General features: G+C 24.7%; 19 protein-coding genes, 3 tRNA genes and 1 other RNA gene. 11 read left to right on the forward strand and 12 right to left on the reverse strand.

From position 1 onward, the window contains the following. Positions 1-81: 81 nt before the first annotated feature. A complete protein-coding gene (gene glyA / locus JIC14_RS01670; RefSeq protein WP_201329709.1) occupies positions 82-1,329 on the reverse strand; it encodes a serine hydroxymethyltransferase in 1,248 nt (415 codons plus the stop codon). Between the two features lie 164 nt (positions 1,330-1,493). On the opposite strand from glyA, the gene JIC14_RS01675 reads away from it, so the two are divergent. Beyond that, positions 1,494-1,566, forward strand: a tRNA-Lys gene (locus tag JIC14_RS01675). A gap of 148 nt (positions 1,567-1,714) precedes the next feature. On the opposite strand, the gene groL is transcribed toward JIC14_RS01675, so the two are convergent. Together groL and groES are read right to left on the reverse strand one after the other, a co-directional pair. Continuing rightward, the gene (gene groL, locus JIC14_RS01680; protein ID WP_201329710.1) at positions 1,715-3,385 is read right to left on the reverse strand and encodes a chaperonin GroEL; all 1,671 of its coding nucleotides are present in this window, start codon (positions 3,383-3,385) and stop codon (positions 1,715-1,717) included. 46 nt (positions 3,386-3,431) lie between these two features. Further along, positions 3,432-3,722, reverse strand: a complete 291-nt coding sequence (gene groES / locus JIC14_RS01685) for a co-chaperone GroES (RefSeq protein WP_201329711.1) — start codon at positions 3,720-3,722, stop codon at positions 3,432-3,434. Positions 3,723-4,473: 751 nt separating this feature from the next. Between groES and JIC14_RS01690 the strand changes: the two genes are divergently transcribed. After that, positions 4,474-4,707, forward strand: coding sequence for a hypothetical protein (locus JIC14_RS01690; protein WP_201329712.1), 234 nt, complete (start codon positions 4,474-4,476; stop codon positions 4,705-4,707). Positions 4,708-4,985: 278 nt separating this feature from the next. Here JIC14_RS01690 and gyrB read toward each other — a convergent pair whose 3' ends face one another. From gyrB to JIC14_RS01705, 3 genes are all read right to left on the reverse strand, one after another. Beyond that, entirely contained in the window at positions 4,986-7,478 is a 2,493-nt protein-coding gene (gene gyrB, locus JIC14_RS01695; protein ID WP_201329713.1) for a DNA topoisomerase (ATP-hydrolyzing) subunit B, read from the reverse strand. 49 nt (positions 7,479-7,527) lie between these two features. After that, complete coding sequence (dnaN, locus tag JIC14_RS01700) at positions 7,528-8,640, reverse strand: DNA polymerase III subunit beta (RefSeq protein ID WP_201329714.1); 1,113 nt, start codon at positions 8,638-8,640, stop codon at positions 7,528-7,530. 118 nt (positions 8,641-8,758) lie between these two features. Next, a tRNA-Leu gene (locus tag JIC14_RS01705) sits at positions 8,759-8,840 on the reverse strand. Positions 8,841-8,992: 152 nt separating this feature from the next. Between JIC14_RS01705 and alaS the strand changes: the two genes are divergently transcribed. Together alaS and rnpB are read left to right on the forward strand one after the other, a co-directional pair. Further along, positions 8,993-11,626, forward strand: coding sequence for an alanine--tRNA ligase (gene alaS, locus JIC14_RS01710; protein ID WP_425305468.1), 2,634 nt, complete (start codon positions 8,993-8,995; stop codon positions 11,624-11,626). Between the two features lie 105 nt (positions 11,627-11,731). Continuing rightward, positions 11,732-12,052, forward strand: an RNA gene (gene rnpB / locus JIC14_RS01715) — RNase P RNA component class A. A 12-nt stretch (positions 12,053-12,064) separates the two neighbouring features. Here the strand turns inward: rnpB and JIC14_RS01720 are convergent. Further along, on the reverse strand, positions 12,065-13,081 hold the full coding sequence (locus JIC14_RS01720) for a DNA polymerase III subunit delta' (RefSeq protein WP_201329716.1): 1,017 nt from the start codon (positions 13,079-13,081) through the stop codon (positions 12,065-12,067). Next, positions 13,081-13,728, reverse strand: coding sequence for a dTMP kinase (gene tmk, locus JIC14_RS01725; RefSeq protein ID WP_201329717.1), 648 nt, complete (start codon positions 13,726-13,728; stop codon positions 13,081-13,083). Before tmk ends, JIC14_RS01720 begins: the two co-directional genes overlap by 1 nt. Positions 13,729-13,927: 199 nt before the next feature. On the opposite strand from tmk, the gene JIC14_RS01730 reads away from it, so the two are divergent. Then, entirely contained in the window at positions 13,928-14,977 is a 1,050-nt protein-coding gene (locus JIC14_RS01730; RefSeq protein WP_201329718.1) for a YgfZ/GcvT domain-containing protein, read from the forward strand. Here the strand turns inward: JIC14_RS01730 and map are convergent. Continuing rightward, positions 14,974-15,783, reverse strand: coding sequence for a type I methionyl aminopeptidase (gene map / locus JIC14_RS01735; protein WP_201329719.1), 810 nt, complete (start codon positions 15,781-15,783; stop codon positions 14,974-14,976). The genes JIC14_RS01730 and map overlap by 4 nt on opposite strands. A 407-nt stretch (positions 15,784-16,190) precedes the next feature. On the opposite strand from map, the gene rpsB reads away from it, so the two are divergent. The 4 genes from rpsB (at position 16,191) to frr (ending at position 19,177) form a co-directional block, all read left to right on the forward strand. Further along, positions 16,191-16,892 carry a 30S ribosomal protein S2 gene (gene rpsB / locus JIC14_RS01740; protein WP_201329720.1) on the forward strand — a complete coding sequence of 234 codons (702 nt, stop codon included), beginning with the start codon at positions 16,191-16,193 and terminating at the stop codon, positions 16,890-16,892. A 46-nt stretch (positions 16,893-16,938) separates the two neighbouring features. After that, complete coding sequence (gene tsf / locus JIC14_RS01745) at positions 16,939-17,763, forward strand: translation elongation factor Ts (RefSeq protein ID WP_201329721.1); 825 nt, start codon at positions 16,939-16,941, stop codon at positions 17,761-17,763. A gap of 55 nt (positions 17,764-17,818) precedes the next feature. Continuing rightward, entirely contained in the window at positions 17,819-18,535 is a 717-nt protein-coding gene (gene pyrH, locus JIC14_RS01750; protein WP_201329722.1) for a UMP kinase, read from the forward strand. 81 nt (positions 18,536-18,616) lie between these two features. After that, a complete protein-coding gene (gene frr, locus JIC14_RS01755; protein ID WP_201329723.1) occupies positions 18,617-19,177 on the forward strand; it encodes a ribosome recycling factor in 561 nt (186 codons plus the stop codon). A 32-nt stretch (positions 19,178-19,209) separates the two neighbouring features. Here the strand turns inward: frr and aspS are convergent, their stop codons facing one another. Next, positions 19,210-21,012, reverse strand: a complete 1,803-nt coding sequence (gene aspS, locus JIC14_RS01760; RefSeq protein WP_201329724.1) for an aspartate--tRNA ligase — start codon at positions 21,010-21,012, stop codon at positions 19,210-19,212. A gap of 235 nt (positions 21,013-21,247) precedes the next feature. Between aspS and JIC14_RS01765 the strand changes: the two genes are divergently transcribed. Together JIC14_RS01765 and JIC14_RS01770 are read left to right on the forward strand one after the other, a co-directional pair. Beyond that, entirely contained in the window at positions 21,248-21,859 is a 612-nt protein-coding gene (locus JIC14_RS01765; RefSeq protein WP_201329725.1) for a glutathione S-transferase N-terminal domain-containing protein, read from the forward strand. 585 nt (positions 21,860-22,444) lie between these two features. Continuing rightward, positions 22,445-22,520, forward strand: a tRNA-Thr gene (locus tag JIC14_RS01770). Between the two features lie 45 nt (positions 22,521-22,565). Here JIC14_RS01770 and ribA read toward each other — a convergent pair. Together ribA and JIC14_RS01780 are read right to left on the reverse strand one after the other, a co-directional pair. Beyond that, complete coding sequence (gene ribA, locus JIC14_RS01775) at positions 22,566-23,189, reverse strand: GTP cyclohydrolase II (RefSeq protein ID WP_201329726.1); 624 nt, start codon at positions 23,187-23,189, stop codon at positions 22,566-22,568. A 321-nt stretch (positions 23,190-23,510) separates the two neighbouring features. After that, complete coding sequence (locus JIC14_RS01780) at positions 23,511-24,431, reverse strand: CysB family HTH-type transcriptional regulator (RefSeq protein WP_201329727.1); 921 nt, start codon at positions 24,429-24,431, stop codon at positions 23,511-23,513. Positions 24,432-24,551 lie beyond the last annotated feature (120 nt).

Raw genomic sequence — 24,551 nt, forward strand, 5'->3', positions numbered from 1 at the left:
AAATTATAGATATTTTAAAAATAAATTTTTAAAAATTTTGTAAGAGTGTAGTATTTTTTATTAAAGAATAAAAATAATAAATTAATTTTTGTAAATCGGAAATTTATTAGTTATTTTTTTTATTTCTTTTTTGACGTTTTGAATATTTTCTTGATTAAAAGGGTAATCTAAAATATCAGCGCATAAATTTCCAATTTTAATCATTTCTAATTCCCTAAATCCTCTTGTAGTTATTGCTGAACTTCCTAATCGAATCCCTGATGTGAAGTATGGTTTTTCTGGGTCATTTGGAATAGAATTTTTATTACAAATTATATTTGCTGACTCAAGAATGGATTCAGCTACTTTTCCAGTAATTTTTTTATTTCTTAAGTCCACTAAAATAATATGTGATTTAGTGCCCCCAGAGACAATACGCATTCCGCGTTGATCTAGAATTTTAGATAATATTTTTGCATTTTTTACAACTTGTTTTTGATAAATTTTAAAATCAGGCTTTAATACTTCCTTAAATGCTACTGCTTTAGCGGCAATAATATGCATTAAAGGTCCCCCTTGAATTCCCGGAAATACTGCTGAATTAATAATTTTTTTATATTTTTTTTTCATTAAAATAAAACCTCCGCGGGGGCCGCGTAAGGATTTGTGTGTAGTTGATGTTGTAAAGTCAGCAAATGGAACAGGATTAGGGTATTCTCCAGCAGCAATTAATCCAGAATAATGCGCCATATCCACCATAAAATAAGCGTTAATATTTTTAGCTATATGATAAAAACGCTCAAAGTCAATATACTGTGAGTAAGCTGAAGCGCCTGCAATAATTAATTTTGGTTTATTTTTTTTAGCTAAATATTCTACATTTTTATAATCAATTTTTTCTTTTTTATTTAAACCATAACAAATAGAATTAAACCATTTACCAGACATATTTAATATCATACCATGAGTTAAATGTCCACCTTCTTTTAATGACATTCCCATAATCGTATCTCCGGGATTTAAAACGGAAAAAAATACCGCTTGATTAGCTTGTGATCCTGAATGTGGTTGAACATTAGCGGCTTCAGAATTAAAAATTTTTTTTAAACGGTTTATTGCTATTTTTTCTATTAAATCAATAAATTTACATCCACCATAATAACGTTTACCAGGATAACCTTCGGCATATTTATTAGTTAATAATGTACCTTGTGCCTCCATAATAGCTAAAGATGTATAATTTTCAGAGGCAATTAATTCAATATGATTATTTTGGCGTTGCTTTTCCTTTAATATAATTTTCCATATATCGGGATCAACTTGAGATAAATTTTTATTTTTTATAAACATTATTTTTATTAAATTAATAAATTAATTTATTTTTAATAAATAATTAATCCTAAAATTAAAATTTAATTTTTTATGTAATTTAAGAAATTTTTATTTTTGAAAATTATGAAATTTGACAGTTGTTTTAAGACGCACTTATAATAGTGACATTAATAATTTTTTTTGGGTCGTTAGCTCAGTTGGTAGAGCAGCGGACTTTTAATCCGTTGGTCGCAGGTTCGAATCCTGCACGGCCTATTCAAAAATACAAATTATAAAAAATATAAATTAAAAAGTAAACATAAATATCTGTATATAATAAATATATAAAAACCCCGTTTTAACGAGGTTTTTATTTTGTATATTTGGTAATATTTGTGATATTTAGTATAAAATTTATATATTATTACATCATTCCACCCATACCACCCATACCGCCCATACCACCACTCATACTATTCATATCCATACCACTGTTATTACCGCCAACTGTTTTTTCTTCTGAAATTTCCGCAATTAATGCATCAGTAGTTAAAATTAAGCTCGCGACAGATGCTGCATTTTGTAATGCAGATCGAGTAACTTTAGCTGGATCAAGAACTCCCAAAGATACTAAATCGCCATATGTACCATCTGCAGCATTATAACCATAATTACCAGAACCCGCTAATACTTTAGCGCTTACAACAGATGCTTCCCCTCCTGCATTAAATACAATTTGTCGTAATGGTTCTTCGATAGCACGTAAAACAATTTTAATTCCTGTATCTTGATCAGGATTGTCTCCTTTTAATTTCTGTATAGCGGATCGAGATCTTAATAAAACAACTCCTCCTCCTGGAACTATACCTTCTTCAACGGCCGCGCGAGTTGCGTGTAATGCATCTTCAACGCGAGCTTTTTTTTCTTTCATTTCTACTTCTGTGGCAGCGCCAACTTTAATTAGAGCAACACCTCCAGCTAATTTAGCGACACGTTCTTGTAGTTTTTCGCGATCATAATCTGATGTGGCTTCTTCAATTTGGGCGCGAATTTGTGCGCAACGTGATTCAATATTGGTTTTTTTACCATTTCCATCAATAATAGTAGTATTTTCTTTTCCAATTTCTATGCGTATTGCTTGCCCCAAGTTTTCTAGGGTTGTTTTTTCTAGAGTTAAACCAACTTCTTCTGCAATTACTGTGCCACCAGTTAAAATTGCAATATCTTCTAGCATTGCTTTTCTTCGATCACCGAATCCTGGTGCTTTAACAGCGGCAGTTTTTAATATTCCACGAATATTATTTACTACTAAAGTTGCTAATGCTTCCCCTTCTACGTCTTCAGCAATAATTAATAGTGGTTTATTGGTTTTAGCAACTTGCTCTAAAACTGGAAGTAATTCTCTAATATTTGAGATTTTTTTATCAAAAAGTAAAATATAAGGATTATCTAATGCGACAACTTGTTTTTCTTGATTATTAATAAAATATGGTGATAAATAACCTCGATCAAACTGCATACCCTCAACTATATCTAATTCATTTTCTAATGATTTTCCATCTTCTACAGTAATTACGCCTTCTTTTCCAACTTTATCCATTGCTCGAGCAATAATATCACCAATGTCAGTGTCGGCATTAGCTGAAATTGATCCAACTTGAGCAATTTCTTTATTAGTCATAATTGGTTTAGATATCTTTTTAATTTCTGAAACAATAGCAATTACCGCTTTATCTATACCACGCTTTAGATCAGTTGGATTAAAACCTGCGGCCACATATTTAAATCCTTCTCTTACAATAGCTTGCGCAAGAACTGTTGCTGTTGTGGTGCCATCCCCTGCATTATCAGAAGTTTTAGAAGCAACTTCTTTAACAAGTTGAGCTCCCATATTTTCTAGCTTATCTTTTAATTCAATTTCCTTTGCAACCGAAACACCGTCTTTAGTTACTATTGGTGCACCAAAACTGCGTTCAAGAATAACATTACGTCCTTTGGGACCTAAAGTAACTTTGACTGCATTTGCCAAAATATTAACTCCATTGACGATTTTGGCGCGAGCGTCATCACCAAAAATTACTTGTTTTGCTGACATTATTATTCTCCTGAATACGATTTTAAAGTTAAGTGATGCTTTTTTTTTATTCTTCTATAACTGCAAATAAATCTTCTTCACGCATCACTAATAGCTCTTGACCATCAACTTTAACTGATTGACCAGCATATTTTCCAAATAAAACACGCTCACCAACTTTAATAGCTAAAGGTCGAATTCTACCGTCTTCTAAAATTTTTCCAGTACCAATAGCTAGGACTTCACCTTGATCCGGTTTTTCTGCGGCAGTTTCTGGTAAAACAATACCAGAAGCGGTTTTAGTTTCCTGATCGACACGTTTAACAATAACACGATCGTGTAAAGGACGAAGACCCATAAAAAAACTCCTTAAAATTCAATATGTTATGAATAATCAAATCGCAATATGTTATGAATAATCAAATCGCAATGTTTGTGATAAGTAAATATGAAGTTATTATATGTGATAATCTAATAAAATAACACTCATATATACGAGTTATCTTTTTTTTATATATTTAAAAAATATCATAAAAATTTTTGTAATGCTCATTTAATAATTATATAGATATTTAATTAAATTTTCAAGAGCAAGTAATTTTTTAGTTTATTTTGTTTCTAAGATATTTTTATTTTAAACTAATTAATTAATAATTTTAAATTTTAAAAATTTTATTTTTAACTTTTAAATACAATTTTTGCGAACAATTATTTAAAAATTATTTAATTTTATTTTTTTAAATTTATCATATCAATTTATTTTAATTTAAAAAATATTTATTTAATAGGTTAATATATAGTATTAAATATATATGTACTATGTGACGACTAGATGATAAAGTATTTTAAAAATAGTTAATCTAAAAAAAATTAAAATTTATAATAAATATGACTTTTAAATTAGAAGTATCTTAGAGATATAACTTACAAAAAGAATTTAAAAAACCGTATTGGAGGAAATTAGAAAATTTTGTTCAATACAAATATTCAAATAAAATTTGTTTACCTGAGAGTCAATATATTTTTTGAGCATTTAATACGACAACTTTTTATAATGTTAAAATTATTATTCTTGGACAGGAATCCTTATCAATACACCAGGAATCGCTATGAGTTATTGTTTTTCTGTCCCAAATAATAGTAATTATTTACCTCCTAGTTTAAAGAATATTTTTAAAAAAATGGAAAATGATCTAGGTATTAAACGCTCTGAAACTAATTTAAAAGATTTAGCGAAACAAGTTTTTACTAGCATATTAACTGTTTGCGCAGGAAAGCTAGATTTCACGCAAAAAAGGGGTGGGAATTTTTTACTGAAGTGTTATTTAGCGTTTATCAAATAAGCATAAAAATTTATTATTTATTTTATGGGGTAATTATGCTATTTCGAAAAGAATATATATCGATCAAAGTAAACTTTATATAATTTCTTCTTCACATCCGTCCCCCTTTTTAGTAAATAAGGAATTTTTTTAGTAGTCGTCCTTTTTCGTTGACAAATAAATATTTAATTTCTAAAAATATTAATCCCATAAATTGGATTAATAAATAATTATATAAATTTAAAATAATTACATAAATTTAAATTACATTTATCTTTCATTTATAGAATTTATATTTTTTATATATCTATATTTTTAGCATGTAATGCATTTAATTCTATAAATTTACGTCTGAGTTCTACACTATTACCCATTAGTGTCATAAAAATTTTATCCGCAGAAATTGCGTCTTTAATTTTAACTTTTAATAAGTGACGAATTATGGGATTCATGGTAGTTTCCCATAATTGTTCCGGGTTCATTTCCCCGAGTCCCTTATAACGTTGCTTCATAACACTATTTTCAGCTTCATTTCTTAAATAAGTAATTATTTTATAAAAATTATTAGCGGTATATGTTTTTATTTTTGTTCCTATACCTCTTTGAATAATAACTCCCTTTCCTATTATTTTTTTAAATATACCAATAGTATCAGTTAATTTTCTATAATCTTTATTATTTATAAAATTAATATCAATAATATAATTTTCATTATTAAAAAACTTTTTTTTAATATTAAGTAAATACTTATTATTTAAATTATCAAATTCAACAGTAATTTCAATATTTGAATTATTAAGTTTTTTGATTATTTTTTTCGCAGATTGTTCCGCATTTTCTCGTGTATCTAAATTTAAAATAATATCACTCATGATAGCCGGTAATATAGAGATATCAACAATTTGTTTTAATCGATTAATAATTTTAATAGTTTTATTATATTTATGAATTAATTTAAGAAGAGAATTTTCTTTAATAATATTTCCATTTTCAATGGAAATTAATTTAGAATTTTTTAGAGCAATTTTCATCATATATTTTTCTTCCTCAATATCATCTCTTAAATAATATTCATTATGACCATATTTAATTTTATATAATGGAGGTTGCGCGATATATATATATCCATATTCTATCAATTTTGGCATTTTTCTATAAAAAAATGTTAATAAAAGAGCTCGAATATGCGCTCCATCAATATCCGCATCAGTCATAATAATAATTCGATGATATCGTAATTTTTCTAAATTAAATTCATTTTGCTCAATTCCAGTTCCTAATGTAGAAATTAATGTTGTAATTTGTTCTGATAAAATTATTTTTTCAAAATGAGCTTTTTCAATGTTTAAAACTTTACCTCGTAATGGTAGAACAGCTTGAAATCTTCGATCTCTTCCTTGTTTTACTGATCCTCCCGCGGAATCTCCTTCTACAATGTATAATTCACATAATTTTGGATTTTTTTCTTGACAATCAGCTAATTTTGTTGATAATTCAATATTATCTATTAAATTTTTTTTTCGAGTTAACTCTCTTGTTTTTCGGGCCGCTTCTCTTGAACGTGCGGCTTCAATAATTTTTTCACAAATTAATTTTGCTTCACTCGGTTTTTCTTGTAAAAAATCAAATAGTGTTTTTATTACAATTTCTTCTACTGGACCTCTTACTTCACTGGAAACTAATTTATTTTTTGTTTGTGAACTAAATTTTGGATCAGGTACTTTTATTGATAATACACAGGTAAGTCCTTCACGTATATCCTCTCCGATAATTTCAATTTTAGATTTTTTAAGAAATTCATTTTCTTCTATATATTTATTAATAACACGAGTTATTCCAGATCGTAATCCTGTTAAGTGAGTTCCCCCATCTTCTTGTAATATATTATTAGTAAAACAAAGTATATTTTCATTGTAACTATTATTCCATTGCATAGATATATCTATATTGATATTATTTTTTTTTTCAGATATTTTATTACCTATAGCCTGAAATATAGTAGGATGTATAACTAACTTAGATTTATTGATATACGAAACAAAACCAGAAGTTCCTCCTTTAAATTCAAAAATTTTCTTTTTGTTTATTCGTTCATCGATTAAAGTTATTCGTATACCATTATTTAGAAATGAAAGTTCACGTATTTTTTTTTCTAAAATTTCGTAATGAAAGTTAATATTTGAAAAAATTTTTTCATCTACCCAAAAATGTATTTTTGTTCCTCGTTGATTTGTATCACCAATAATTTTTATTGGAGACACAATAGATTTATTTATTATTTCAGTGATTCTATTTTGTAATACACCATATCTAAATTCCATATAATGTATTTTTTTATCTCTATTTATTGTTAATTTTAAAAATTTAGATAATCCATTAACACATGAAAGACCAATTCCATGTAATCCTCCGGATATTTTATAAGAATTTTTATTAAACTTACCTCCGGCATGTAATTCTGTCATTACAATTTCTGCTGCACTACGTTTTGGTTTATGTTTATCATCCATTTTAATGTCTATTGGAATTCCTCTTCCATTATCGGAAATAGAAATTGAATTATCAAAATGAATTTTAACATTAATTTTAGTACAATATCCAGCTAGTGATTCATCGATAGCGTTATCTAAAATCTCAAAAACTAAATGATGTAAACCGGTTCCATCGGAAGTATCACCAATATACATTTCAGGTCGTTTTCGTACTGCTTCCAATCCCTCAAGGATTTGAATAGATGATGCACTATAAGAAGATTCCTGTGTATCAGGAGAATTTTTATTTTTTAGTAACATAATTTTTTTAATAAGAACTTTATAAAATTAATATTTTTTATAAGATTATTTAAATACGCATTGGCATCAAGGTATATTGAAAATTATTGTCTTCTGGTATAGAAATTAATACAGATGATTGAGAATCCATCAATGAAATTTTAATATTTTCATTTTTTAAATTATTAAGAATATCAATTAAATAACCAATATTTAAACCAACATCCATATCTTTTCCATTATAATTTATTTTTAATTCTTCAGAAGCTTTTTCTTGATTAGAGCTACTTACAGTTATTTTTAAATAATTATGTTTAATCATTAAACGAACACCTTTAAGTTTATCATTGCTTATTATGGAAATTCGTTGTAATGATCGTAATAATTTATCCCTATTTACTAAAAAACTTTTTTTATATTTATTGTTAGTAATATATGTATAATCCAAAAATTTTCCATTAATTAATTTTGAGATAATTTCAATATTAGAAAATATAATTTTAATTTGATTATTTGAAATTTTTAATTTAACAGGATTTTCTTTATTTTCTAATAAACGTTGTAGTGTAAATACAGTTTTTCTTGGAATAATAATATCAGAACGTGATAAAAAATTTTTATCTATATTAACTTGATAATATGTTAGACGATGACCATCACTTGAAACCGCGATAATATTTTTTTTTTGAATAGATAATAATAAACCATTTAAATAATATCGAATATCTTGTTGTGCTATTGAGAAATAAACCATATTTAGAATACATTTAAGTGTTTTCTGGGATAATATAAATTCAAAATCATATTGATTATTTAATGTCATAATTGGGTATTCTTTGGCATCAAGTGTTTGTAGTATGAATTTTGATTTCCCGGATTTAATAAACATGTGTTTATTTTCTATATAAATAGTTACTTTTTCATTTTCTGGTAATGAGCGTAAAATATCAATAAATTTACGAGCTGCTACCGTAATATTAATAACGCTATTTCCATAACCAGATGTAGTATATGTAGTTATCTGTACTTCTGTATTAGTGGATAAAAAAGATATTTTTTCATTATTTTTACAAACTAAAATATTAGATAATATTGGTAGTATATTTTTTTTTTCTACAATGCTAATTACCATTTGCAATGGATGTAAAATTGCATTTTTTTCAGTATTTACCACTAATTGCATTACATTAATTTCCTTATTTTTATTTATTGTAAATTTATTGTATTGAGTAAAAATATTTATTTAATAAATTTTTAATTAAAAAATGATTTTGATTTGATTTTTAAGTTTTTTCAATAATTACCGGGAGCCGGAATTGAACCGGCACACTTTTCAGTGCGAGATTTTGAGTCTCGTGCGTCTACCAATTTCGCCATCCCGGTTATATTATAAACTTTTTATTGTATTATTTTTCAAGGTTAATTGCAAATGACAATATAAATAAAATATTAAGTAAATTTTGTATAAATAAAATTTTTATTTTATGATAAATAATATAACTTTTATGCTTAATTTAATATTTAATTTACAAATTATGAAATCAATTAAGATCTGTAATAAATTTCTAAATTTTTTTAAATCAAAAGGACATACTATTGTTCCTTCTTCCAGTTTAATTCCTGATAATGATTCATCATTATTATTCACAAATTCTGGTATGGTGCAATTTAAAGATGTATTTCTTGGAATAGAAAAACGTAATTATTTACGTGCTACTTCAGTACAACGTTGTCTTCGCGCCGGGGGTAAGCATAATGATTTAGAAAATGTGGGATATACGAATTATCATCATACATTTTTTCAAATGTTAGGTAATTGGTCATTTGGAGATTATTTTAAATATGAATCTCTTCAATGGGCCTGGGAGTTATTAACTCAAATTTATGGTTTATCAATTGAAAAATTATGGATTACAGTATATATAACAGACGATGAAACATATAATATATGGACCAATAAAATTGGCGTACTAAAAGAACGCGTAATACGTATTGGAGATAAAAAAAATTCACCATTATATACATCTGATAATTTTTGGCAAATGTCTGATAATGGACCATGTGGTCCTTGTTCTGAAATATTTTACGATTGTGGTCCTGAATTCCATGGAAATCCACCAGGAAATAAAGAAAATTTTGGTGATCGTTATATTGAAATATGGAATAATGTATTTATGCAATTTAACCGAGAAATTAATCCAAAAACTGGATCTATTAAGTTAACACCATTACCAAAGTATTGTGTTGATACTGGAATGGGTTTAGAGCGCTTAGCCTCTATATTACAAAATGTTCATAATAATTATGAGACTGATTTATTTAAAACATTAATTAAAGCTGCTGCACGTGAAACTAATTGTAATAATTTAAAAAATAATTCTTTGAAGGTTATTGCGGATCATATTAGAGCCTGTGTTTTTTTAATTATTGATGGTGTTTTTCCAGGAAATGATGGAAGAAGTTATGTATTAAGAAGAATTATTCGCCGAGCTATTCGTCATGGTTATAAATTAGGTCAAAATTCAATATTTTTTTATAAATTAGTTAAAGATTTAATTTTTAAGACATATATAGTTTATCCAGAATTAAAGATATCCATAATTAAAATAGAAGAAATTCTTAGAAAAGAAGAAGAACGTTTCAGAAGAACTTTAAAATATGGTATAAAAATATTAGAAGGTATATTATTAAAAAAACCAAATAAATTAGATGGAAAAATTGCATTTATGCTTTACGATACTTATGGTTTTCCAATAGATTTAACTATTGATATTTGTAAAGAATATAATGTTTATTTAGATAAAAATGATTTTATACTTAACATGGAAAAACAACGTAGTAGCGCACGTTTAAGTAGTAAATTTAAAGATATTAGATTAAATGATTATTATATTCTTGATCAAAAAACTAAATTTGTTGGTTATAAATTAGAAACCTGTACATCTAAAATAATAGGATTATATATTGACACTGATTTAGTACAAACAATAAATATTAATCAAGAAGCTTTAGTTATATTAGATAGCACTCCATTTTATGCTGAATCTGGTGGACAAGCTGGGGATATAGGAACAATAAAAAATGATTTCGCATTATTTGTAGTTAATAACACGAAAAAAATAAAAAAAAATATTATTTGTCATTATGGTATTTTAAAATACGGAGTATTAAATATTAATAATAATGTTGTGGCATCGATCGATATATCTTATCGTAAAAAAATTACTAGAAATCATTCAGCTACACATTTATTAAATAGAGCTTTACGTGAAGTTTTCGGGGAAGATATAATACAAAAAGGTTCATTTATAAATTCCAAGAAAATTCGTTTTGATTTTAATTGCAATACACCAATACATTATCAAAATATTCAAAAAATTGAAAAAATTGTAAATAAAGAAATTTTAGAAAATACTTCTACAGAAATTAAATTAATGTCATTTAATAATGCAATTAATTTTGGGGCAATAAGATTATTTAATAAAAAATATGGTAAAAAAGTAAGAGTTGTATCAATTGGAAGATCTATTGAATTATGCGGAGGAACGCATGTTAAATATACAGGAGATATTGGATTATTTAAAATAGTTTCAGAAAATGGAGTTTCTTCTGGAATTAGACGCATTGAAGCAGTAACTGGTGATAGAGCATTATTAATAATGCAAAAATTAAGTAATATTTTTCATGAAATTACTATTGAATTAAAATTACCCCCAGAAGAACTAAAAAAATATATCATCGATATGAAAAATAATATTAAATTATTTGAAAGCGAATTATACAATTTTAGATTTCAGTTTATGTTAAATAAAATTAAAAATTTATTACCTAATGTAATTAATATTAATGGTATTAAAGTATTAATATCCACATTAGATAATGTTGATAATTTACCTATACATAAAATAGTACATGAGTTAAAAAATAAATTAAAATATACTATATTTTTTTTTGTTACTATTAAAGAAAAAAAAATTAATTTATTTGCTAGCGTTACTTCGGATTTAGTTAATAAAATAAAGGCTAATGAATTAATTAATTTTATTATAAAACAAATTGGGGGGAAAGGAGGGGGTAATTCAAATACAGCTCAAGGGATAGGAAATAAAAATAAAAATTTTAAATATATTACAAAAAATGTAATAAATTGGATAAAAAAAACAATTTAAATATATATAATAATAAAAATAAAAAGTAATTTCATAAAAAATATTTATAGAAATAAATTCTATTTTATATTAAGAAATAACTAAATTATCTTATATAATAATACAGAAGCAAGCTAGACAGTCGCTGGTTATTTGAATAAAAATCATAACGAGAGGAAGGTCCGGACTCCACAGAGCAAGATGGCGGCTAACAGCCGTCCGCCGAAAAACATAAGGCGAGGAATAGGACCACAGAGACGAGCGTATTTAAATTACGGTGAAACGCGGTAACCTCCATCTGGAGCAATTCCAAATAGTATGCATTGATGTTGCTCGCGGAGCGTACGGGTAGGGAGCTTGAGTGTTAAAGTAATTTAACATCTAGAAGAATGACTGTCATAACAAAAATTGTTAAAACAAAATCCGGCCTATAAGCTTGCTTCATTTTGAAAACTGAAATTAATAAAAAAGCTCAATATAAGTTATTAATATATCTTTTATTAAAAGATTTGATGAAAATGAATTATTTATAATTAATCGTTTTTCATTAAATTTTTTTAAAACATATAACAGTCTATATTGATCAGTTTTTTTAGCTAATTGATTTAATTTATTTTTATAATGAGGGTAATAACGATTAATATTAGTTATTTTTAATAAAAATAAATCATATATCCATCGTTGAATCAATTCAAAAATTATAAGAATAGGTATTTTTTGTAGTTTTTCGGAAATATTTAATGCGTATTCTATATCTGATTTTATCAAAAATTCTTTTAATTTATTAAGTAATAAATCATATTTTTTGTTTTTTGTATTATTAAATACTATTAATGGTCCTCCGCCTTGTTCAGATAATAAAATATCAGGATTAGAAATATTTTTTTGCTTAAGCCATTCTAATGATTCATTTTTATTAGGTGATTTTAATATAAATTTATAGCATCTAGATAAAATAGTCTTTAATAGGTTATCAATTTTATTACATAAAAGAATAAAAAAACTATTCAAAGGAGGTTCTTCTAACATTTTTAATAATGCATTAGCTGCATTATGATTCAATGTATCTGCCGGGTATAATAAAACAATACGTATTTTAGAATAATGACTAGAAGTATTTATAAAATTTGCTAATTCTCTAATTTGATCAATTTTAATTTCCTTAGAGTGATTATTTAAATTTTTATTTTTTTTATCATTATCTAATAATGATTGTTCAAATATTTCTGGATGTACATACCTGAAATCTGGGTGATTTTTTTTTAAAAACCAGATGCAAGAATTACATTTTTCGCAAATATAATTATTTTTATCAAAATTTTCACATAATAATGATTGTATAAAAATATCTATTAAATATTTTTTTCCAATTCCTTTTGCCCCATAAAATAATATAGCATGAGGTAAGGATAATCTTAATTTTTGTAATTTTTCCCAACTATCATATTGCCAAGGATAAAGTGCGTTATTTGTCATTATATATTATTCTTATGAAGAAAAGATAATAAAAATTTTTTCAATTGATTTTCAATTTTTATAATAGATTCATTTGAGTTAATTATTCTAAAACGTATAGGAAATTTTTTTGCGAGACGTAAATATTCTGTTCGCACAGAATTAAAAAAATCATTTTTTTTTACCTCAAATTTATCTAAAGATTTTGTTATACTTAACCTTTTTTTTGCTATCTCTAAAGGCAAATCAAATAATAATGTTAAATCTGGCTTTATATCTGGATGAACCCATTTTTCTAGTATTTTAATTTTATTTCGTAAAATTTTACGCCCTCCTCCTTGATACGCAAAACTTGAATCAGTAAAACGATCCGAAATAACACATATGCCTTTTTTTAATGCCGGTTTAATTACCTTTGCGATATGCTCACGTCTTGCGGCAAACATTAACAATGTCTCTGTTTCCGGATGCATTGGTTTATGTAATAATAAATTACGTAATATCTCTCCCAAGGGAGTTCCCCCAGGTTCTCTTGTAAAAATTACATTTATATTAAATGTTTTTAATAATTTTATAATATATTTGATATGTGTCGATTTTCCTGATCCATCAATGCCTTCAAAAGTAATAAATTTAGAAAAAAATTGGTAATTATATTTAATCTTCATTTTTTTATAAAATTTTAGAAATATTTTTTAATTTCTTTAAAAATTTATTAAATAAAAAATTAGTTCCAATATTTTTTATTTAATAAATTTAAATTTTTAAATAGATTATACTGTATAAAATTTTTTAATAAAATAGAAATTAATAAATTTGATAAAAAATTTTTTGTTATTAATAATTTTAAAAAGGTAAATTAAATTTATGAAAAAAAATATATTCTTCAATAAAAATTGGATTTTTTTACAAAATCAACTATTTTCTATATGCATTAAAAATAATATTAAAAATTTTTTTGTTCCTTTAACTAATTTGGGATTATTGGAGTTTAGTGGTCATGATGCTGCTTCTTTTTTACATAATCAGTTAACAAATAGCGTTAAGTATTTAAGTACTGAAAAAACACAATTAGCTGGTTATTGTTCATCAAAAGGTAAGTTGTTAGTCACTATGATTCTTTGGAAAATTGATAATAAAATTATACTTTTATTTCCATATGAATTATTATCATCATTTCAAAAAAAAATAAAAATTTTCATTTTACGTTCTAAGGTTAAATTCAAAGATATTACTCATAAACATCTTATATTTGGTTTAATTGGAAAAAAAATAGCATATTTTTTAAAAACTTGGTTTCCAAATTTACCTAAAAAACCTTATGATAAAATTGATAATGTATTTGGAACTTTAATACGAATAACTAATTTTAATGAAATTCCACGTTATCAATGGATAACAGCAAATAATATTATTGGTATTAAAATATGGGAAATATTAATTAAAAAATTTCCTGTAGCCAATACATTTGAATGGTCATTTTTTGATATCCAATCCGGAATACCTCAAATTACTTTAGAAACACAAGAAAAATTTATACCACAAATGATTAATTTTGAATTAATTGGTGGAATTGATTTTAAAAAGGGTTGTTATCCAGGTCAAGAGATTATTGCTCGTATGCAATATTTACGTAAAATAAAATATCGTATGATGTTAGCTGTAATTAATTTTACTAATGAAAATAAAAATATTATTTTTTTTATTAAACCAGGTGTTAATATTTTTTCTGAAGAAAATTCAATAAAACCTTGTGGAAAAATTGTTAACACTGTAAAAATAGAAGATAATAAAATTAATTGTCTTGTTAAGGTTAAACTTGATTATATACAAAATAAAAAAAAAATTTATATTAATTCAGTTCATAGACTATTATTAGTATTTCAAAAATTACCATATTTTATAGTAAATATTTAGGTATTTATAATAAATTTAGGAGGAGAAGGCATATTGGGAGATATTGTTAAAACTTCAAAACCATTTTTAGTAACTAATATAGTATGTTCCCATTGCGCTGAAAGACTTCTGTCTTTAGTTCGAATGGTCCATCCATCACTCATTTCTTTTATTTCTCTTTTTCCTGCATTAATCATGGGTTCCACTGTAAATATCATTCCAGTTTTTAATTTTTCTAATGTTCCAGGAATACCATAATTCATAACCCTTGGTTCTTCGTGAAAATTTTTTCCAATTCCATGTCCACAAAATTCACGTACTACACTATATCCAGATTTTTCTGCGTGTTTTTGGATTGCATATCCTATGTCACCTAAATGTACTCCTGGTTTAATTTTTACAATCCCAATCCACATGCATTCAAAAGCAATATTACTTAAACGTTTTGCTTTTAATGATGGTTCTCCAACATAAAACATTCGACTGGTATCGCCATAATAACCATTTTTAATAACAGTAATATCAATATTTAAAATATCCCCTTTTTTAAGAATTTTATTTCCAGGTATACCATGGCAAATTATATCATTAATAGAAGTACAAATTGATTTTGGAAATGGTATATGCCCTTTGGGACAATAATTTAGAGGAGCTGGTATAGTATATTGTATATTAACCATATAATTGTGACAAATTTTATTAAGTTCTTCTGTGGTAATTCCTGGTTTAATAAAGGGAGTAATATAATCTAAGACTTCTGCGCTTAATTTTCCTGCTATACGCATTCCTTTGATATCATTATCATTTTTAATTGAGATTTTATGCATATTTAATATTTTAAATAGTAATTAAAATTTTTTAAAACTATTGTAATGTAAAAATTTAACATTTTAAAATTGTATTTTTATATCAAGTTAATATATTTTACATTTAATAAAGTATATTTTTTATAGAATAAAGTATATTTTTTATAGAATAAAGTATATTTTTTATAGAAAAAAGTATATTTTTTATAGAATAAAGTACATATTTTATCATTTATTAAATTAAAGTATATATCTTCTTATATTAAAGAATGTATCTTGTATAATAATTTATATAATATAATATACTTATAAGTTTAGAATTTATAAAGGTTTAATTATTTATAAAAAATAAATTCAATCTAACCTAGAATGTAGCTTAGAATGATATCTAAAAATTTATCTAATATTAATTAAATTTAGAGGGCATTATGTCTATTACAATGCGTCAAATGTTAGAGGCTGGTGTTCATTTTGGGCATCAAACTCGTTTTTGGAACCCCAAAATGTCACCTTATATTTTTGGTCATCGTAATAAAATTCATATCATAAATCTTGAAAAAACTCTTTATATGTATGAAAAAGCTATAAAATATATTCATCAATTAGGATTTAGTCGAGGTACAATTTTATTTGTCGGAACAAAGCGTCAGGCTAAAGGTATTATAGCTAATGAAGCAATACGAGCCGGTATGCCTTTTATTGATCAGCGTTGGCTTGGTGGCTTATTAACTAATTTTAAAACTATAAAAACATCAATTAAACGCTTAGAAGAAATGGATTTATTCATTACAAATGGTTCGATTAGAAAACTGAGTAAAAAAGAAGCGTTATTATTTTATAGAAAACAAATGAAATTAAATAGAGTTATTGGTGGTATTAAAAATATGAATATTATTCCAGATGCAATTTTTATAATTGATGTTGGTTATCATAAAGGAGCCGTTTCTGAGGCGTTAAAGCTTAATATCCCAATAATTGGCGTAGTTGATACTAATCATTCTCCAGATGGAATTAATTACGTTATTCCGGGAAATGATGATTCAGCAAAAGCAATTGCATTATATACTAAAGGAATTGTTGATGCTTTTTTGGATGGCGTTAATTCAATTAATAATGCAATAAATAAATAATAGTTAAAGATTATTAAATAATTTTTTTAAATATGGAAAAAATATAATGATAAAAATTTCAGCCAAAGCGGTTGGGGAGTTACGTTTTAAAACATTAGCTCCTATTATGGAATGTAAAAAAGCATTAATAGAGGCTAATGGTAAATTATCTAAAGCTGAAGAAATATTGCGTATTAAATTAGGTAAAAAAATATTAAATATATCAAATAGAAATGCTAAAGAAGGAGTAATAGCAATTTATATTTCTAAAAAAGTGGGCTCTTTAGTTGAAATTAATTGTGAAACTGATTTTGTGGCGAAAAATAATGAATTTATTAATTTTTCTAAAAAAATTGCTAAATTAATTACAGAAAATTCGCCAATTAATTTAGATCAACTTAATAACTTAAAAATTAAAAATAATCTATTAACTATTGACGAAAAACGCAAAGAATTAATTAGTTGTATTGGTGAAAATATAAAAATACGTCGTTTTAAATTGTTTAAAACAAATAGTAATTTAATTTCTTATTTACATGAAAATAAAATTGGAGTTATTGTGGAATATGATGGCGATAATGAGGTAGCCGGAAAAGATGTTGCGATGCATATTGCGGCAATGAGGCCAATTGCATTATCTTCAGACAAAATACCTAAAAAAATAATTGAAAAAGAATATTCTCTTGCGGTATTAAAAGCGCAACAATTAGGAAAATCTATAAATTTAAATACTAGAATTATTGATAATTTTATGAAAAAATTTTTTAAAGAAGTATCGTTATTAAATCAAATTTTTATTAAAAATAATCAACAAACTATTGAGAAAATGTTAAAATTTAATAAAATTACTATAAAATCTTTTTCAATATTTATTCTTGGGGAAGATATATAACTAATTTTGAAATTATTATTAAAATTTTATAATTATATTATTTAAAAATTTTTATATGATAAAACCTATTTATAAACGTGTTCTTCTTAAATTATCAGGTGAAGCATTAATGAAGGGAAATTCTTATAACATTAATTCTTCTGTGATTAAAAATATGATTTCTGATATTGCTGAAATTGTTTCTTTGGGAGTGGAATTAGCTATTGTTATTGGGGGTGGTAATATTTTTAGAGGTATTTCAAATAAAATACAAGGTATAGATCGTTCTACTGCTGATTATATGGGAATGTTGGCTACAATTATAAATTCTTTAGCGTTATTTGATATGCTAAATAAATCTGGAATTATATCTCATGTAATGTCGGCAATTAGTATTGAAAAATTTTTAGAATCATATATTCCTTTAAACGCAATTAAATATTTAGAAGAAGGAAAAGTTGTGATTTTTGCGGGAGGGACAGGAAATCCATTTTTTACAACAGATACTGCTGCTGCGTTAAGAGGAGCGGAAATTAAAGCAGAAATTATACTTAAAGCAACTAAAGTTGATGGAATTTATAATACCGATCCAAATAAAGATTTATCTGCAATTAGTTATAAAAGTATTACTTTTGATGAAGTAATTTCTAAAAGATTAAAAATTATGGATTCAACTGCATTTTCTTTTTGTCGTGATCAAAAATTACCTATTAAGGTTTTTTCAATTATTAAATCAGGAGCATTAAAACGAGTAATAGAAGGAAAAAATGAAGGTACTTTAGTTTATGTATAATTTTATTATATAATTTGAAAATTATTTTTTTATTAGTTTAGTTTTAGAAAATTTAAATTTAATCTTAAGGAAATTTATATTATGACAATTATTGATATAATAAAAAATACTGAACAAAAAATGTTAAATACTATAAAAATTTTAAAAGAAAATTTAAAAAAAATACGAACTGGACGCGCTAATATAAGTATGTTGGATTATATTCAAGTAAAATATCATGAAAATTTAACGAAACTATTAAAAATTGCTAATGTTATTTTAGTTAATTCACATACTATTAGTATACAACCCTTCGAACAAGAAATGACTTCTATTATAAAAAAAGCAATTAATGAAGCTAATTTAGGATTAAATCCAACAATTCAAAATGATGTGATTTATATATCAATTCCTCCTCTAACAAAAGAACGAAGAGAAGAAATTGTTAAATTAATAAAAAATATAACAGAAGAAACTAAAATTTCTATTAGAAAAATACGTAGAGATTCTAACGAAATTTTAAAAAAATTACTTAAAAATAAAATTTTATCAATAGATGATGAGTATCGAAATCAACATAATATACAAAAATTAACTGATAAATTTATTTTAGAAATAGATCAATTATTAATTAATAAAGAAAAAGAAATATTAACATTTTAATTAGATTTTATATATCTATTTTAAGATTTAATTTAATAAAGATTTTTATTAATTTTTGTATTTTTATATAAAATGTTTAATTCATTTAATTGTTTTTTATCAACAATAGATGGGGTATTTGTAAGTAAACATTGTGCGTTTTGAGTTTTTGGGAAAGCAATTACATCACGAATAGATTTAGATCCTGTCATTATTGTAATTAAACGATCTAACCCAAATGCTATACCTCCATGTGGGGGTGCTCCATATTTCAAAGAATTAAGTAAAAATTCAAATTGAGTTTTTACGATTTCATCATTAATATTTAATACTTTAAATATATTTTTTTGTATTTTTGCATTATGAATACGAATTGACCCCCCTCCTATTTCTCGTCCATTAATTATAAGATCATAAGCTTTAGAAAAAATTTTTTCTGGATTAGTAAGAATAAAATCTTCATACCCATCCTTTGGAGCGGTAAAAGGGTGGTGTCTTGCTATCCAATTATTATTAGTTTCGTCATATTTAAACATTGGAAAATTAATTACCCATAAAGGACGCCAATTATTATCAAATATATTATTTTTTTTTCCAAAATCACTGCAACCTATTTTAATACGTAATGCACTCATAAAATTATTAACAATATTTTTTTCGTCAGCTCCCAAAAAAATTATATCACCATTTTGGGCTTTTGTTTTATAGATAATTTTTTCTAGAGTTAAGTTATTAAAATATTTAATAATTGGAGATTTTAAACCATCAAGTCCTTTAGAAATTTTATGAATTTTAATGTATACTAATCCTTTTGCGCCATGAGTTTTTACAAATTGTGTGTAAGAATCTATTTCATTTCGTGAAATATCCAATCCACCTGGTATTTTTAAACCAATTATTTTACCATTTTTCATGTTGGCAATTTTAGAAAAGAGTTTAAAATTAACATTTTTCATTATATTTGTTAAATTTGTAAAAATTAATTTTATACGCGTGTCTGGTTTATCTGATCCGTATAATTTTATAGCAGTAGACCATTCAATAATAGGAAATGGATTTGGTAATTTAATATTAAGTGTTTTATCAAAAATAACACGAATCATGTTTTCAAATAAACTACGTATTTCTTCTTCATTCATAAATGAAACTTCACAATCAATTTGCGTAAATTCTGGTTGACGATCAGATCTTAAATCTTCATCACGAAAACATTTTGTAATTTGATAATAACGATCAAAATTTGCAATCATTAATAATTGTTTGAATAATTGGGGTGATTGCGGAAGAGCAAAAAATTTTCCTGGATTGATGCGTGATGGAACTAAATAATCACGCGCACCCTCTGGTGTTGATTTACCTAATATAGGGGTTTCAATCTCAATAAATTTTTTAGAATCTAAAAATTTTCTTATTTCCATTGTTACTTTGTGTCGTAATCGTAAATTTTTTTGCATATGTTTATAACGCAAATAAAGTACACGATATTTTAAATTAGTAACTTCTAATATATTTTCTTCGTCTATTTGAAATGGAAGAGTTACTGAGGAATTTAATATTTTTAATTTTCTACATAATATTTCAATATTTCCAGATATTAAATTAGTATTATTAGTTTTATTAGGTCTTTTACGCACTTTTCCAATAATTTGTAAACAAAATTCACTACGAATTATTTTAGAAATTTTAGATATTTTTATATAATTAGGGTCGCAAACTATCTGCACTAATCCCGTATAATCACGTAAATCTATAAAAATGATTCCACCGTGATTGCGTTGTCGATGTACCCATCCACATAAACTAATAACCTGGTTAAGTAATTTTTCTGTGATATTTCCGCAATAATGTGTTCTCATAGTATAAATATGTGTAAAATTTGTATTTTAAAAAATATTTATTTAAAAATTAAATTTATTGATAATAATTTAAATTCTATTTAAAATTAAACGATTTTATTATACACTTAATATAGATTAAAATTAATAATTTAAATTAAATTTATTAATATAATTAAATTTTTTTAAAAAATTTCTTATATTACTATTTACTAGTAAATATTTATATAAATTTTATTTATTGGGGTATAAAAATATGATGGTTTTATATTCAGGTACAACTTGTCCATTTTCTCAGAGATGTCGTTTAGTTTTATTTGAGAAAGGTATGGATTTTGAGATTCGTGATATTGATCTTTTTAATAAACCAGAGAATATTTTTAGGATGAATCCATATGGTCAAGTACCTATATTAGTTGAGCGTGATCTAATTTTATATGAGTCAAATATTATTAATGAATATATTGATGAACGTTTTCCTTATCCTCAATTAATGTCATCTGATCCATTAATGAGAGCTAGGGCGCGATTGATGTTATTAAATTTTGAAAAAGAAATATTTACTCATTTATATATACTGGAAAATGAAAAAAATAAAACTTCTATTAAATTTTATAAAAGAGCACGTGAAGAGATTCGTGATCGTTTAATTACTTTGGCTCCATTATTTTTAAAAAATAAATATATGTTAGGTGATGAATTTTCAATGTTAGATGTAGTCATAGCCCCTTTATTATGGCGTCTTGATTATTATGGTATTAATTTATCAAAATCTGCTTCTCCTTTAATGAAATATGCTGAACGAATTTTCTCTCGTCCATCTTATATGGAATCTTTAACTCCAGCAGAAAAAATTATGCGTAAATAATTTTTGAGTTATTTTATTAATAATAAAAATATTTTTTGTAAACTATTTTATTTTTTGTATTTTTAAAATATCAGTTTATAATATATTATTTAATAATATTTTTGTTATGTTAGAGATTTAAATTTATTAGATATCTCTGTTAAGTTGTATAATAGATACAAAAAATGTATGATTAGTGTATTATTGAAAATAATATATTATTATGGTAAAAATTAATTCAAATAAAAATGTTCATTGAAATTTGTTTTAATAATTTGTTTTAATGAAAAAATTATATTAAATATTACTCGTGAAGCGATTAATAAATTAATTTAAATAAAAATTTAATTTCTTTTAATGCATATTTTAATGGTTTTATTGAAAAAATATTTATATCAGTTGTTTATATAAACATAATTTATTTCAAGGAAAATAAATAAAATAAGGCGCAATATTTAAAATTTTATAAATTAAAAAAAATTCAATATTATCAAAAAAAATAATTATATATTTCACAAATTTTAATGTTTAATAATAAAAATATTAGTACAAATAATAATTTTAGTAATAAATTTCAGATTTTTTAAAAATATTAAATAATATAATGCTGGCTTAGCTCATCTGGTAGAGCGCCTGACTTGTAATCAGGGGGTAGTAGGTTCAAGTCCTACAGCCAGCGCCAACGTAAATTAAAATTTTTATTATTAAAATTATTTTTTCGTTAATTTTAGGAAAAATTTTTATTTTTGTGTGTCATTATAAAATGTCCTAATTTTTTAGCTTTTGTATTTAGGTAGTGATTATTAAAAGGATTTCTGTTTACTAAAATAGATATACGCTCAACTACAGTGACACCAAATTCTTTCAAAGCAGCGACTTTATTAGGATTATTGGTCATCAATCGAACTTTATTTATACCAAAGTGATCGAACATTGATTTAAGATTTTTATAATTTCTTTGATCATCCGCAAATCCTAATTTTTGATTAGCTTCTACTGTATCAGCTCCTTCGTCTTGTAATTTATAAGCTCGTAATTTATTAATTAAACCAATACCTCTTCCTTCTTGTCTTAAATAAAATAATACACCTTTATTTTCTAAAGCAATTTTTTTTAATGCTGTTTCTAATTGAGCGCCACAATCACAACGTTGACTAAACATAGCGTCTCCAGTTAAACATTCTGAATGAATTCTTATAAGTATTGTTTCAAAATTATTTAAAACGCCTAGTGTAATTGCTAAATGTTCTTTTCCTGTTGTATCAACAAATGCATGTAATTGAAAAGTAGCCCAAGGTGTTGGTAAATTACAGGTAGTTATATACTTCAGAGTTTCTTCATCATATGACATAAAAACCTCAAAAATAAAAAATATATAAAGTAACTCTGAAAAATTATATTTTATTTTTTATTAAATTAATAATAAAAAATTTTTTATTTAAATATATTTTTATATAAAAATATAATTTATCAAAATTATATGAACTAATTAAAAATTTTTTTTAAATAATTCTTTATTAATTAATTTATTTAAAAAATTAATAATTATATAAATAAAATTTTTAGATAATTTGTATAAGTTTATAAAAATAAAATGAATTGAATTAATATCGTATAAAATTATTTTTAATTAATATTTTATATAAATAATTTTATATAAATATATAAATTATTAATTATCTATAATTTTATTGATTAATTTTCTATTTAATGTAGGGGATAATAATTTTATAAAAGAATAAACATAGCCAGGCAAATAAGTGCCTTGTTTAATTATTACGCGTGATACAGTAGTCCCAAATAAATGATTAGCTGAAATTGAACGAATATTTTTATCGCGATTAGAATCAAATGCTATGCTAGCAATAATACCAATACCTATACGCAGCTCAACATATGTTTTAATAATATCAGCATTTATTGTTTCTAGAATAATATGGGGGGTAAGTTTTTGTAGAAAAAATTCACGATCAAGTTTGATTCTACCAGAAAATGCTGAATCATATGTTATTAATGGATAATTTGATATTTCTTTTAAAGAAATAGAATTTAATAAAAGCAAAGGATGATCTAATGGTACTATAATAATATATCCCCATTGATAACAAGGTATAGAAATTAATTTATCATTAGGAGGTAATATTTCAGTGGCAATTGCGATATCAGCTTGATCGTTTTGTATCATTTCTGCAATTTGTTTAGGATTACCTTGTAATAAAGATAATTTAACTTTTGGAAATTGAATAGTAAATTCTTTTACGATTTTAGGTAATGCATAACGCGCTTGCGTGTGAGTAGTTGCAATAGTTAAATTTCCAGTATCATGCATAGAAAATTCTTTACCTATTTTTTTTAAACCTTCTATTTCTTGCATAATTATTTCAACTGAACGTAATATAGCTTGACCAGGCTTTGTAAGTCCGCGAATTCTTTTGCCATGACGCGTAAAAATATCGATACTTAATTCTTCTTCAAGTTCAATAATTGCTTTTGATACACCGGGTTGGGAAGTATATAAAGCTTTAGCTGCTTCTGTTAAATTAAAATTTTGTCGCACAGCTTCTCGTACGAAACGGAATTGATGAAGATTCATCGCATATTTTCTCTGTACTTTATAAAAATAAAATTTAAATATATATTTTTTCTTATTTTTTAACCAATAAATTGTAATTTTTATTATTATAAGCAAATAAATACTAATCTTTTAGAATAA

Origin of the sequence: Candidatus Profftella armatura (Diaphorina cf. continua) (assembly GCF_016593155.1) — a bacterium.
In the GTDB taxonomy this organism is placed as follows: Bacteria; Pseudomonadota; Gammaproteobacteria; order Burkholderiales; family Burkholderiaceae; genus Profftella; species Profftella armatura_A.